Source organism: Collinsella sp. TF07-1, from assembly GCF_003437235.1.
In the GTDB taxonomy this organism is placed as follows: domain Bacteria; phylum Actinomycetota; class Coriobacteriia; order Coriobacteriales; family Coriobacteriaceae; genus Collinsella.
This window is the reverse complement of sequence record NZ_QSRV01000003.1, coordinates 41,001-54,991: the sequence shown is the minus strand read 5'-3', so window position 1 is coordinate 54,991 and position 13,991 is coordinate 41,001. Positions and strand designations below refer to the sequence as shown.

Below are 13,991 nucleotides of genomic sequence, written 5' to 3'. Positions count from 1 at the left end.
CTGCTTCCAGAGTTATTGAGTCTCCGTCGTGCCCGTCAGGGTAGTTCCGCTCACCCTAATGCCCAGGTCACCCCAGTCACCGGGCGTCTTGCCGTCCGCTCGGTAAAAGTTGACGATCATCGAGCCAGGCTCCATGGTGAACGTAACCGTGTGATTTGTTTTATCCGCCGTCACACCATGGTTGGTCTCGAAGAACGGATCGATCTCCACGTTCTCCCCCCACGTGAGCGTGACGTTTGCCGGTGCGCCCGTAACCGTCACACGGTAGTTGTACGCAGCGTAATCAGCAAACTTGCCAGCCTCATCAACCAGCGCGCCCTCAACCGCAGCGGTTTTGACCTCGGCCTTCTTTGACGGCACGACTTTCGCCGCCAGACAGGTGAGCTCGGTGCCGGGGCTCTCCTTCGAAACAACCATGGCCTTAATCACAAAGTAGGCATGTCCCAACTTGTCCTCAGGAAAGGTCACGGTGTAATCGTTCTTGGTAGGCTGATTCTCCGGAAGCTTGACGTTTCCGGCGGGTTGGGGCGCATAGCTCCACGTGGCACCATCGAGCCCATACCCCTCGACCGTCAAGGTATACGTCACGTTTTTATCGTTGCAGAAGTTGCTGTTGCTCAGCAAATAGTTATAGATGCTAAAGGTGAAGCTGCACTGCTTGTTGTTGGGATATACCGTAACGGAGCGCTGGGCGCGGTCGAGCTCGTCGTTGCCAGGCGCACTCATATAGCCCGTGAGCAGGTCGCTCGCAAACAGGCTCTGCGCGGTGCCCGTTGCGGCGACGGACTTTAGAAATCCGTTGGCGGTGTAGGCGGAATAGGTAAAGTAACCACCCGTCACGAGCGCCACGGCGCAAGCAAGTGCGATTGCTGCCACAACCAGCTTATTCTTGGCTAGGCTCTTGCTTTTTGCCAGCTGCTCGCGCTCGGCATCCTGCTGCTTCTCTCGCTTCTCCATGTGCGCCCCCTCTCCTACTTACCGCTCGTGTTGCGCGCGATCAGGTAGATCACATCGGTCTCTTTGGCGCTCTCGTCCCACGAAAGCCTGATGATAAAGTTGAGCGTGTCATTGTCAGTCGAGCCGTCGAGCGTCTTAGCGTTGAGTTCGCTCTTGCCGAATTTCTTGTATCGGTAGAGCGGGCGCGCGTTGCGCTGGACGTTTTGATAGTCCTTGAACGTAGGGTCGCTTGCGCCCTCGCCCGGCACGGCTGCCAGACCGTCGTTCTCCTTGTTGATATATTCGAAGCTCGTAAGCAGGTTCTCTCCGGTTGCTTTCCAGCTATAAGATTTGCCGTCTGCGGTACCGCTCACGTCGGGCGTCTGGAGCGCAGACGTGTTCTCGGCTCTGTACAGCTCAATAGTGAGACCTGTAATGTTGGTCGTATTCGCGAGTTGCAGCTCAAAACCGTCACCGCCCGTTTGCACGCAAAACGCGCGCTTGAGCGTCACCGTGTTGCCAGTCTTGGTATCGCCGTATTCGGGGTTGTAGCTCAGGTCGATCTGCTCTGTTGCCGTAGCGTTGGGGCCCAGCACTTTGAGCTCTGCCGGCTCCTTGATCTTGCCGACGGTGGAGCCGCGATTGGCATCGACGAACCATCCGAGCGTCAATCCCAGCAACACGAGAAGCACGGTAAGCAAGCCCATGATGGCAAGGGATTCGCGACGGTGGCCGCTCACCCAAGCCTTGATACGCTCGATGCGGCCAGCCGGACGCGCTTCGCCGTGCGAGCCGAACCCGTTGCCGCCGGGGTTTGCCGCTCCTTCGTTGTGTTTGATATCGCCCTGCTCGCGGGCATTAAGCTGCTCGTCCATTTATTTATCCGCCTCCTTGGCGGTAAAGCGCACGCGAATGTACTTGACGTTCTTGCCGATAATCTCGTCGGCGTTGTTGTAATAATTGGCGCAGGTTTCCACATCCGCAGAGGACATGCCGGCTCCGACAGGCGGAACCGCGCTAGGCGCCTGACCTGGCACGCTCGTGCTATCGGCGCGGAAATAGCACGCGTGGTTATTGTTGATGTCGCCGACGAGGGTCGTGTATCCCCCCTCGTCGCCTGTGTTAGCGAAAAGGTTGCCACCGTAGCCGGCGTTGCCCGTGCGAACATAGCTCTTGAACTGCTCCGGCCAAATCCAGTAGAGGGTTTTGGTGACGGTTTCGGTCGTATTGTTTGAGCCCTCAGCACGAAAGCTCTTCGCCGGAATGGTAAAGCTCTGTGTGATGACGGTGACGCTCGCTCCGTCCTGGGTCACCGTGGTTGTCGTGGGAACCAGCGGATTGGAGTAAAAGCCAGAGGTGTCTTTGCCCTGGAAAACCAAGATATGGCCGCGCACCAGATTTTTAAGCGAGTTGATGATCTCTTCATTTTTCGATGCGTCCGTAGCAGTGCCGTCCGTGCCCGCAACGCTCGTCTGGACAGAAATCTCCCAGGTCATCTCCACCGTAATATCGTGCAGGTCGTTGCAGAGCGGCTTGACGTTGAGCTGAAGCTGGCCCGCCGACCCCGGAGAAAGACTGCCATCGGCACTCATGTTATTGAGGTTGAAAAGATTGTTCACGGCAAGGCTTGTACTGTCCGACGCGTAGTTGTCCTGGGCGTCGTACTTACCTGCCGTGCCGCCCTGCGTTCCCGAGAGCACAAACCGTGGGCCCTTCGCCCCGATCGTACTCCCCGTGGCACTCACTCGGTTATTCGCGGCAAACCAGGCCAGGCATGCAAAGATGGCAACGATGGCGGCCAGCACAAACAGACCGCTCACCAGGAAATCCTTCCAGAAATCCTTGAGGGTCCGCACATGCTCGTCGGCAGCTTGGCGGTACTCGGCCGCCGTCTTGTGCTGCTGGAGCTCGCTATGTCGGTCCATGCCACTCATCGTTTGCGTTTGCCCTGCTAGCGGGCGTGCCATCCTTTCCGCTCGGTCGCGTTTATCCGTTGTTCGCAGGTAGAGAATTCAGGCAGAATACAACACCGTACGATAAGGTAAAAGAATAGCATTGACCTGCGGCTTGCTCCACAACGCAAGCCTTAATGATGTCTTAAAGATTACGAACAGCAGCCACGCCCATATGCCAAGGACTTGGTGCAAACTAATCTGCCCCCTGCACCAAAACCGGGGTGGGGCCCGCTGTTCTTGCAGGCCCCACCCCGGTTGATGGTCTATGTGCGCAGGGACGCAGTCGGGCGGGGCGGATCCGTGCTACCGCCCCGCCTGGCCGCGAAGTTAACTACAGCTCGTTGGCCGCGTGATACGCCGTGCGAATGGCGCTCGCGATGTCGGCGGTGCGCTCGCCCGAGCAGTCGCCCACGCAGGTCACGGGCACCGTTACGCCGTCCAGGTCAAACGCGTTGGCCTTGGAGCCCACGGCCATCACCACGTAATCGCAGGCGATCCTCACCGGCTCCTCAGTGCCGTCCTCGGTGGTGTGAATGGCCTCCACGCCCTCGTCGGTAATGGCGGTCAGGCGGGTCTTCACGTGCTGCTCCACGTTGTGCTCGGCAAAGTCGCTCATGATCAGCGGCAGAATGGTCTCGGACTCGCCCGCGGCAATCTTGTCGAGCATCTCGACAATCGCCACCTCGCAGCCGTGCTGCAGCAGGTACTCGGCAGTCTCGGTGCCCACCAGGCCGCCGCCGATGACGGCGACGCGGCCCGTAAGCTCCACCTTGCCGGCCAGCACGTCCCAGCTCGAGACGACCTTGTCCGAGTCGGCACCCGGAACGGGGATGACCACGTCGTGCGCACCCACGGCCACAATCGCGGCGTCGGCGGCGTTGAGGTCCGCGGGGCTAGCGGCGTGGTTGAGCTCAACCTTCACGCCCAGGCCGGGCAGAATCTTCTCGTAATACTCAACCGAGCGCATGATCTCGTCCTTGCGCGGAGGCGCGGCCGCCAGCACAATCTGGCCGCCCAAGTGATCGCTCGCCTCGTAGATGGTCACATCGTAGCCGCGCTTGGCCGCCACGCGCGCGGCCTCCAGGCCGGCGATACCGCCGCCCACCACGGCGATCTTCTTGTCGCCTTCGCCCGGCTTGATGGCGATGGTCGCCTCGTCGCCGTTCTCGGCATTGAGCACGCACGAGATGTACTTGCGGTTTTGAATCGCATCGACGCAGCCCTTGTTGCAGTTGAGGCACTCGCGGATGGGCTCACCCGTGGCAGCCTTCAGCGCAATGTCGGGGTCGCACATGAGCGAGCGGCCATAGGCGATGATGTCGGCCGCGCCGTCTTCCAGAATCTTCTCGCCGGCCTCGACCGAGACCACGCGGCCGACGGTTGCCACCGGCACGGAGACCAGGGCCTTGACGCGCTCGGCCACGGGCAGCGTCCAGTTGTAGGGCATGGCGCCCATGGGCGGAATGGTGTCGCCCATGTTGCCGGTGTGGTTGGCCTGCGCGACCTGGATCATATCGATGCCCGCGCCCTCGAGCAGCTTGGCGAACTCGCAGGCCTCGTCGGGCTGCAGGCCGCCCTTGCCGCGCGGCGTGCCGTCGGGGTTCTCCATAATCACGGGGAGCTTGTACTCCACCATCAGCTGCGGCGCGGCCTCCTTAATGGCAGCGACGACCTCGAGCGCGTAGCGGACGCGGTTCTCGAACGAGCCGCCGTACTCGTCGGTGCGCTGGTTGAGGATGGCCGAGCACAGCGAACCCACCAGGCGGTCGCCGTGGACCTCGATGGCATCGATCCCGGCCTGCTGCGCGCGAGCGGCCGAGGCAGCGATGGCTTCCTTGATCTGGGTGAGCTGCTCTACGCTCGCCTCGTTCACAAAGTGCTGCATGTCGTGGTGCAGCTTGGCGTAGGCCTGCTTGCGGATCTCGTTGGACTCGGCCATCTTGGCGGCAAAGGTCTCCTCGTCGCCGGCGGCCTTTGCCTCCTGCGCAGCTTTCGCAGCGGCCATGGAGCCCATGACCATGCGGCCGACGCCGGGGACGTCGTACTCGGGGTGGAACAGCTGCAGCGCGACCTTGGCGCCGTGCTTGTGGACGGCGTCGGCCAGGGCCTTAAACGTGGGGATCTGAGCGTCGGTCGCCAGCTTGGGCGTGGGGCTTGCGGTCATAACGGGAGCGACGTCGCCGATGACGATGTAGCTCACGCCGCCACGGGCCAGGCGCTCGTAAAAAGCCAGGCTGCGCTCGCCGATGGAACCGTCGCGCTCCTCGTAGCCGGTGGTCAGCGGCGGGAACATAATGCGGTTCTTGAGCTCAAGGGGGCCAACCGTAATGGGCTGGAGCAGCTTGGATGCAGGTGCGGTCATGGACATTCCTCTCTTGTAGGCGCGGCGGCGATGGTGCCGCGTAGTTGTCTAGAGGATATGGCATGGGAGCACAGTGGCGCAACGGAAATCGGCAGACAGCAGGTAGCGGCAGGTGGATGGGGCGGGGCCGGCTGCCGGTTTGTCTCGATCTGTAACAGTAAGACCCTATTTTGCCGAGCAACTGTTACAGATCGAGACAAACCGAAACCGTCCCGGCGGAAAATCTCAATCTGTAACATCTACAGGCCAAAAACGACCCTAGATGTTACAGATCGAGACATTCCTCTCGACCCATCCTCAACAATCTAGATCTGTAACATCTGGACCCACTTTTGCCCCTTTACTGTTACAGATCGAGACAAACCAATCTAGCCTGCCGAAAGATCTAGATCTGTAACGGTTACTCGGCAAAATGGGCCCCAGATGTTACAAATCAAGACAAACGGGACCCGCCTGCAAGAAAATCTCAATCTGTAACAACAACTCGGCAAAATCCGTCCCTCATGTTACAGATTTAGACAAACCGTCCAGGCGGGGACTCAACATCTCAATCTGTAACACCTAGCCGCCCAAATCGGGTCTAGATGTTACAGATCGAGATTTTGTTTGAGAGGCCGAGAATTGGACCGAAAATACGGTCCCGGAATAACAAAAAAGCTCGCCGGCTAGGCCGACGAGCTGCAATTTCTTGGTCGCGGGGGCAGGATTTGAACCTACGACCTCCGGGTTATGAGCCCGGCGAGCTACCAGACTGCTCCACCCCGCAATGTCTGGGCGCCTCATGTGCGCAAGAAAGAATCTTACGCGGGAGTTCGGTAAACGGCAAGGAAAATCTCGTAGAGCATAATTCCTTCATATTTAAATTCCTCAGCCCATATCACCGTCAACGAATCGCAGTCGAGCGCCGTCGGCGACGCGTATACAATGGTGCGCGTCCTTTTACGCCGACACCTGGAGTAGACATGCTGCTCGCTATCGATATGGGAAACACGCAGACGGCCATGGGCCTGTTTGACGGAGACGAGCTGGTGCAGTCATGGCGCATGCCCACCGACCGCTCCTATACCGCCGACGAGATCCACGTGCGCCTGATGGGCTTCTTTAAGATGTACGACCTCTCGCTCAACGCGGTCGATGCGATTGCCTTTGCCGGCGTGGTGCCGCAGCTCTCGCGCGAGTGGCACGCCGTGGCCGACCGCATCGCGGCAGACGCCATCGTCATTGGGCCACAGACGGCCGCGGTGACCAAGCTGCGGGCGGCGCGTCCCCAGGCCGTTGGTGCCGACCGCATCGCCAACGCCGTCGCTGCCGAGACCTTCTACGGCGCCCCGGCGATCGTGGTGGACTTTGGCACCGCAACCAATATCGACGTCATCGACGAGGACGGCTATTACATTGGCGGAGCGATTGCGCCGGGCATCCGCATTTCGATGGACGCGCTCGCCGCCCGAGCCGCCAAGCTCGCCAGCGTTCCGCTTGAGGCACCCGAGCACGTCATCGGCCGCGATACCGAGGAGTGCATCAAAGTCGGCGCCGTAACGGGCGCCGCAGCCATGGCCGAGGGCCTGGTCGCCCGCATGAAGCGCGAGCTGGGGCGCGAGGACGCCACCGTTATCGCCACAGGCGGTCTCGCCAGCATTGTCGCCGATTCGACCGATGCCTTCGACGTGGTCGACGGGCAACTCACCATCAAGGGCATCTGCGAAATCTACCGCCGCATGCAGGAGCTGGGATAGAGTAAACGCCAGGTCGCAGCAACCAGCCTCCAATCCTATTCCTCAAAATCGAAAATTATTCAGTTTTGAGGAATAGGATTTTTTGCTAAGCCTCGCCGCACAACCACCTCGCCAGGTCCACGATCTGCACCCCATCGCGATCCGTGGCCTCGTGATGTGTGCGGGCAAGAATCATCTTGGGATACGCATCGCCAATGCTCAGCAGTGGCGAAATCTCGCGTTCAAACGTCTTATCCGAGCTGATGTCGTCGCTCACCTGAATGTAGAGCTTCTCGCTTCGCTTGATTGCTACAAAGTCTATTTCCTTTTTATAGAGCACACCGACGTATACCTCGTATCCGCGGCGCAGCAGCTCGATGGCCGCCATGTTCTCGTATACGCGTCCCCAATCCATATCACGTGTACCAAGCAGTGCGTATTTGAACGCGTGGTCTGCCAGGTAATACTTCTCGCCGCTCTTAAGGTATTTTTTGCCGCGAATGTCGTACCGACGAACTTTATAGAAGGCAAACGCATCGCACAGGTACCCCATGTACGTGCCGACCGTCTTGTTCGTAATCTTTAGCCCATCCGCATTCAAAACATCTGTAATGTTGCGTGCCGACGTTATGTTGGAGACGTTGTCCATCATGTAATCGGCAATGCGCAGCAGTGCCGATTCGTTTCTCACGTTATGCCGCTGCACGATATCCCTCACGATGAGCGTTTTGAAGACATTGGAGAGATATTGGTAGCGCTGCTCCTGCAGTGGATAAGGGTAAGAGCCGGACATACCGCCGGTTCTCGCGTACTCATCGAAGTCGCGATCGACCTCGCCCTCGTCACTATAAAAGCGATACTCCTCAAACGAGAATGGGAAAACCTCGATCTCGAACGTGCGCCCCGTAAAGAGCGTCGACAGATCGCTCGACAGCAAAAAGGCGTTCGATCCGGTGATGAAGATGTCGTACTGCTCGGATGCATGGAGGCTGTTGATCGCGCGTTCAAAGCCGTCGCACATCTGAACCTCGTCGATAAGCAGGAAGTTTTGCTTGTCGGACACTCGATGCTCTTTCACATAGGCGAGCAGGGCATGATATTCGAGCAGGCCCTCGAACTCGTCGAGGTTGTAATTGATATGGATGACATTCGAATTGGACAGATTTGCCTCCACGTAATCGCGGAGGGCCTCGAGCAATTTTGACTTACCGCTACGGCGAATGCCCGTTATGACCTTGATGTCCGGTACGCCAATAAGGCTCGTCAACGTGTCCATATATGACGTTCTATTGATGAGTTTCATTGGTGCCTCCCTGCGGTCTTCTATCGCTATTCCTCAAAAACGAAAATTATTCAGTTTTGAGGAATAGACTCTGCAACGAATATACCTCGTTAAAGGCCGAGCTGGCTTAATTCTATTCCTCAAAATCGAAAGATTTTCAGTTTTGAGGAATAGGGTGCTGACAACCCATTCCCCAGACAACAAGACCCTCCCCAGCACAGGCCGAAGAGGGCTTCGTTGTCATCGCTATCTTTGAGCGCGGGCACCTCGCGTTACAGTCCGCGAATCCGTACGGCCTCGGGCGGAAACTCCTGCTCGCCGGCATCGGTCTTGATGGTCGCGCGGCCCCAGATGTCCAGGCCCGCAAACACACCGACCGCAAGCGGCAAGCCGTTGGGCGACACCGCCGCGACCTGACGACCCAACAGTGGCACCATGTCAAAGTACTCGCCCAGCACCGGAGCCAGCGGGCCGGCAGCGCCCTGTGGTGTGTTGGCGGCAACCGCCCAGGTGTCCACGCGGACCAGCACGGCGGCGGCCAATGCCTCGATCAGCGCCTCATCTGCCATATCCACACCAAGCTCACCCAGTGCCGAACGCTCAATATCCACCGTCACCGCGGCAAACATGCCCGCGGCACCGGCACCGCCGTTGACGGCGACGCGCGCGAGCGACGTCTCAAACGCAGGCGCGCCGCACACGATGCCACTCGGCCACTGGATGCCCACCTTGCCGGCAAGCCCCAGGCCCGGCGTTGCGGCCGTGCCCGCGAGCGCGTCCATCATGCCCATTGCGGCCACAAACGGCAGACCGTGGAAGGCGTGCATGTTCACATCGGGGCGCACGACCAGCGAAAACGTCAGCGATGCATCGCCCGCGCTCCACGCGCACCGGCCCGCGGACGCACCCTCGCGGCCCGCGTCACGCGCCGCGTCGAGCTCGGTACCGGCGGCAACAGCATTCATCTCAATCATCTACATACGCCCCAATTCGCCCACGATATGGCCCACGCGGTCCTCGGGCTCCTTGACCTCGACACCGTTGTAGCGGAAGAACCGCGCCGGGTCGTGCATCAGGTCCTCGAGCGGCACCAGCACAAAGTCGCGCTCGCCGATCAGCGGATGCGGCAGGCGCAGCTTCTTGCCGCCGTGGGTCTCGCCGTCCATCCACAGCAGGTCCAGGTCGATGGTGCGCGGGCCGTTTGCCTTGGCCTTTTTGGAGCGGTCGCGGCCCAGCTCGGCCTCGATCTTCATGAGCTCGTCGAGCAGCACCAGCGGCGCCAACTCGGTCTTGATCTCGATGACGGCGTTGGCAAACGCGTCCTGGCGCGTCTCGTAGGCCGGCTCGCTCTTGTAGATCTTGGAGGAGTTGGACACGCAGGTAAGTGGAATCTCGGCGATCATGTCGCGTGCGGCGCGGATGTTGTCGCAGCGATGCCCCAGGTTGGAACCCACGGCCACAAACGCGCGGCGCGGCTGCGGCTTGGCGACAGCCCAGTACCCGTTCAGGAACTGCGCAAAGCCCGCAACGTCATGCACGCGCACGATGTTGGCGCCGGCCTGGATGGCGCCCAGGCACACACCAAACGTGGCGGCATCGCGCGCGGCGGCATCGGTCACGCCCGAGACGGCGCCCACAAAGCGCTTGCGCGACACGGCGCACATGAGCGGATAGCCCAGCGACGCCATCTTAGCGGTCTCGCGCTGGATGACGATATCCTCGTTGGCCGTCTTGCCAAAGCCCGGACCGGGATCGATGCAGATGCGGTCGCGCGACACGCCGGCATGGATGAGCGCGCGGGCCTGGTCGGACAGAAAGCCCATGACGCGGCGCATGATGGGCGCCGAATCGGGCAGGGTAAAGCGGCGGAGCTGCGAGGTGGGCACATAGGCTTCCTCACGGCGGGCACTGCGGCGCATCATGGCGGCCAGGTGGTCGCTGGGCTCTGGTGCGACTTCGGTAGCTGCGGGCACGGCCTCGGGCGCAACGGCAGCAGGGGCAGCCTGCTCGGTAGCCGGCGTCTCTGACTCGGCAACAGGCTCGGGCGTGGGCTCTGATTCGCCAAACGGCAGCGAGGGCTGTACCACACCGCCCGGAAGCTTGGTCTCAACCTTGGACTCGCCCAGCAACTTGCCGCGACGGCGACGGGCTGGCTTCTCGGCCTCGCGCGCGGCCTCGGCGGCCGCTTCGCGTGCCTTCTCGGCAACAAACGCCGCAGCCGAGGTATCAAGCTGCACCGTCGCGTGCGTACGAGCAGGGGCGGCGACCTCGCCGGCGTGCATCACGATAACGCCGCAGGCGCTCGTCTTAACAAACTCGACCATCTTGGGGTCGGTGAAGCCCGTCACGTCGTTGACAATAGAGGCGCCGCAGCGCACGGCCGCCTTGGCAACCGCCACGTGGCGCGTGTCAATCGAGACGATGGCACCCTCTTTGGCCAGCGCGCGCACCACGGGCAGCACGCGGCGAGCCTCCTCGTCGGGGTTGACCGGGGTAAAACCAGGGCGCGTGGACTCGCCGCCCACGTCGATGATGTCGGCGCCGGCGTCGAGTATCGCCAGGCCGTACTCGATTGCGGCATCCGGGTCGAAGTGCTCCCCGCCGTCGCTAAACGAATCGGGCGTCACGTTGAGGACGCCCATGATGCGCGGACGGTCAAAGCTGAGCTCGTACTTTCCGCACCGCCATGTCTTGCTATCGTTCGCCATGAACATCCTCCTCAAATGCCCGCGCCGCCGCGCTCGGGCGCAGGCGGCGGGGTCGCTTTGCAATCAGTCTTTCTATTGTATCCGCGCACACGGGCTAGAACGCAAACGCGGCCGCGATGTCGCAAGAAATCAGCAGGTCGGCATTTGCATCTTGATCGGTGGGAGCAAGATTGCAAATGGCCAGCGTATCGCCGGTAAAGTAGCGCGTAAGGCCCGCCGCCGGATACACCACGAGCGAGGTCCCGCCCACAATGAGGGCATCGGCCGCGGCGATGGCGGCAACGGCGCCGGTCAGCACATGCTCGTCGAGCGGCTCTTCGTATAGCACCACATCGGGCTTGATGCGACCACCGCACGCGGGGCACACGGGCACGCCCGCGGCGTCCTCGTGCTCGCGCGAGCAAATCCACTCGGCGCTATAGACCGCTCCGCACGACTGGCAAATGTTGCGATGGACCGATCCGTGCAACTCAAACACGCGCTGCGAGCCCGCCATCTGATGCAAGCCGTCGATGTTTTGCGTCACCACGGCATCAAGCTTGCCGACGCGCTCCAGCTCGGCCAGCTTGGTGTGGCAGCGGTTGGGCTTAGCGTTAAGCGCGATCATCTTGGTTCGGTAAAAGTCGAAGAACTCCGCCGGATGTGTCTCGTAAAAGCTGTGCGACAGCATGGTCTCGGGCGGATAGGCAAACTGCTGGTGATACAGGCCGTCCACGCTGCGAAAATCGGGAATGCCGCTTGCCGTGGAAACACCCGCGCCGCCAAAGAAGACCACGCGCTTGTGGGTATCAAAAAGCTCCGCCAGCGCGGCGGAGGCCTGCTTGGGATCCGATATTGCCTGCGTCATATGAGCCCTCCGTCCTTGTTGATCGGGGCGACTGCGATTGCGCCGTCGTCCGCGGGGCCCGCCCCGCCCCTGTTGCGCTAATCTTAAGCCTGCCAACCCCGTCGAAAGGACACCATGCCTCAGACTTACACTTTCGCCTCGTGGAACGTCAACGGCCTGCGCGCCGTGCTCAAAAAGGACCCGAGCTTTATCCAGATCGCGCAAGAACTCGACGTCGATATCCTGGCGCTGCAAGAGACCAAGCTGCAAGAAGGCCAGGTCGATATTGACCTGCCCGGCTATCACCAAACCTGGAGCTACGCCGAGCGTAAAGGCTATTCGGGCACTGCGGTCTTTAGCCGCCAGGAACCGCTGCGCGTGCTGCACGCCGACGCGCTGCTACCCTACGCCGACGAAGGCGAGGCTGCCGAGCTCGTTGCCCAAGCCGCGACCGAGGGCCGCGTCTGCGCGCTGGAGTTCGACAAATTCTGGTTTGTCGACGTCTATACGCCCAACGCCCAAAATGAGCTCGCGCGCATCGATGTGCGCATGGCCTGGGACGATGCCTACCGCGGCTTTTTGAACGCACTCGAGCGCGAGACCGGCAAACCCGTCGTGACCTGCGGCGACTTTAACGTGGCGCACGAGGAAATCGACCTTAAGAACCCCAAGTCCAACCGCGGCAACGCCGGCTTTTCGGACGAAGAACGCGGCAAGTTTACCGAGCTGCTCAACGCCGGCTTTACCGATACCTGGCGCACGGCAAACCCCGACGTCGAGGGCGTCTACAGCTGGTGGAGCTATCGCTTTAATGCCCGCAAGAACAACGCAGGCTGGCGCATCGACTACTTCCTGGTAAGCGACGCAATCGCCGACAACGTACGCGACACCGGCATCCGCAGCGACATCTTTGGCAGCGACCACTGCCCCGTCACCCTCACGCTAGAGCTCTAGCCCCAACTGATCCCCTGGGGACGGAGGAAAACGGATCATTTTGGGCCTCGTGAGGGTATCCGTGTGACCCATCCGCCACGAAACACGCCCATCTACTACGTTTAAGCCACCACCCTCAACCACAGCGAACAACGCCAAAAGAAAACCGCAGGTAGAAAGCCTGCGGTTTTTCATAAAACGCGAACATTGTCGGGGGCATCAAGCTAAACGTAGTAGATGGGCCAGTTTCGTGGCAAGCGCCGTCAACTGATTCCCTGGGGACATCTGGGGACGGAAGAAAATGGATCAATTTGGCTCTCTGAGGGCCACGATGCCCGTCATATCAGCCGGCCATTCCAAAACTTTGCCGGTTTACGGGGCTGAATCGCGAACCCCTAACCATACGCAATTCCGAGATAATAAAATCGCAGGTAGACGGTGTGCCTTATTTCGAAAAATGCTGGTATGGTCGGCCCGCGCTAATCTAGCCCCGTAAACCGGCATAGTTTTGAAATGGCACTTCGGCAGTATTGATTCCCGCCCCGGCGTAACCAACCCTACAGCCCGTATTTCACGACGACTCGGTTGATGCGGCGACACCAAGGCTTGTACAGGGCGACCAAAAACACGCAGGTCGCAAGGCCGTGCGTGATATCGAACGGTACGGCGGTGGCAAGACGCGCCATGGCACCCGCCCACGTGAGCGGCTGTACAAACCCAATGATGTCATACGCGTTGATCACAACGCCGTACAGCAAACCCGAAGCAAAGCCGTAGATCAACAGCGCCGGCATACGCACGGTGCCATCGGCGCGATCAAAAGCGCCGGCATGCGCCAACGCACCGCCAACGTATCCCACGAGCCCCCAGGCATACATCTGCCACGGCGTCCACATGCCCTGTCCAAAAAAGAAATTGCTGGTCAGCGCCGCCAGCGCGCCAACCATAAAACCATTGCGGCAACCAAGCGTCGCCCCCGCGATAATGGCGATGGCGCTCACCGGTTTAAAGTCGGGAATGGGGCCAAACAGAATGCGCCCCGCCGCAGCCAACGCCGCCAGAACCAGCGTTGGCACAATCTGGCGTAAGCCCGGGCGCGACGCCTCGTAGCCCGCAAAGAACAGCGCGAGCACCAGCGCCACCACGACAAGCATGGCAAGCGCCGCCTGTTCAACGCCCGCCAGCAACGCCGCAGCCATCACGGCTGGCACCGCCAGCAGCAGCGGTATCTCCAGTTTTGCGAGCAGGCGCGCGACGCGATAATCCGTCATCCC

The 13,991-nt window shown here is 60.6% G+C and carries 11 protein-coding genes and 1 tRNA gene; 2 read left to right on the top strand and 10 right to left on the bottom strand.

Features of this window, described 5'->3' with window-relative positions; all coding sequences use genetic code 11:
- Window positions 1-12: 12 nt before the first annotated feature.
- From DXC67_RS02045 to DXC67_RS02025, 5 genes are all read right to left on the bottom strand, one after another.
- Window positions 13-957, bottom strand: coding sequence for a hypothetical protein (locus DXC67_RS02045; protein WP_117637160.1), 945 nt, complete (start codon window positions 955-957; stop codon window positions 13-15).
- Between the two features lie 14 nt (window positions 958-971).
- Window positions 972-1,811, bottom strand: coding sequence for a hypothetical protein (locus DXC67_RS02040; protein ID WP_117637159.1), 840 nt, complete (start codon window positions 1,809-1,811; stop codon window positions 972-974).
- Window positions 1,812-2,861, bottom strand: a complete 1,050-nt coding sequence (locus tag DXC67_RS02035) for a hypothetical protein (RefSeq protein ID WP_117637158.1) — start codon at window positions 2,859-2,861, stop codon at window positions 1,812-1,814.
- 361 nt (window positions 2,862-3,222) lie between these two features.
- Window positions 3,223-5,253, bottom strand: coding sequence for a bilirubin reductase, long form (bilR, locus tag DXC67_RS02030; protein WP_233503129.1), 2,031 nt, complete (start codon window positions 5,251-5,253; stop codon window positions 3,223-3,225).
- Between the two features lie 689 nt (window positions 5,254-5,942).
- Window positions 5,943-6,019 (bottom strand) — tRNA-Met (locus tag DXC67_RS02025).
- 196 nt (window positions 6,020-6,215) lie between these two features.
- Between DXC67_RS02025 and DXC67_RS02020 the strand changes: the two genes are divergently transcribed.
- Complete coding sequence (locus tag DXC67_RS02020; RefSeq protein WP_117637156.1) at window positions 6,216-6,989, top strand: type III pantothenate kinase; 774 nt, start codon at window positions 6,216-6,218, stop codon at window positions 6,987-6,989.
- Between the two features lie 85 nt (window positions 6,990-7,074).
- Here the strand turns inward: DXC67_RS02020 and DXC67_RS02015 are convergent, their stop codons facing one another.
- The 4 genes from DXC67_RS02015 to DXC67_RS02000 all read right to left on the bottom strand — a co-directional run bounded on the left by DXC67_RS02015 (window position 7,075) and on the right by DXC67_RS02000 (window position 11,805).
- On the bottom strand, window positions 7,075-8,271 hold the full coding sequence (locus DXC67_RS02015) for an ATP-binding protein (protein WP_117637155.1): 1,197 nt from the start codon (window positions 8,269-8,271) through the stop codon (window positions 7,075-7,077).
- Between the two features lie 251 nt (window positions 8,272-8,522).
- Window positions 8,523-9,224 (bottom strand): hypothetical protein, encoded by a 702-nt coding sequence (locus DXC67_RS02010; protein ID WP_117637154.1) that lies wholly within the window; start codon window positions 9,222-9,224, stop codon window positions 8,523-8,525.
- Window positions 9,225-10,958: a 2-amino-4-hydroxy-6-hydroxymethyldihydropteridine diphosphokinase gene (gene folK / locus DXC67_RS02005; protein ID WP_117637153.1), complete on the bottom strand. Its 1,734-nt coding sequence runs from the start codon at window positions 10,956-10,958 to the stop codon at window positions 9,225-9,227.
- A gap of 94 nt (window positions 10,959-11,052) precedes the next feature.
- Window positions 11,053-11,805, bottom strand: a complete 753-nt coding sequence (locus DXC67_RS02000; protein ID WP_117637152.1) for an NAD-dependent protein deacylase — start codon at window positions 11,803-11,805, stop codon at window positions 11,053-11,055.
- Window positions 11,806-11,919: 114 nt separating this feature from the next.
- Between DXC67_RS02000 and DXC67_RS01995 the strand changes: the two genes are divergently transcribed.
- Window positions 11,920-12,738 (top strand): exodeoxyribonuclease III, encoded by an 819-nt coding sequence (locus DXC67_RS01995; RefSeq protein ID WP_117637151.1) that lies wholly within the window; start codon window positions 11,920-11,922, stop codon window positions 12,736-12,738.
- 536 nt (window positions 12,739-13,274) lie between these two features.
- Here the strand turns inward: DXC67_RS01995 and DXC67_RS01990 are convergent.
- Complete coding sequence (locus DXC67_RS01990) at window positions 13,275-13,988, bottom strand: DUF6580 family putative transport protein (protein WP_117637150.1); 714 nt, start codon at window positions 13,986-13,988, stop codon at window positions 13,275-13,277.
- Window positions 13,989-13,991 lie beyond the last annotated feature (3 nt).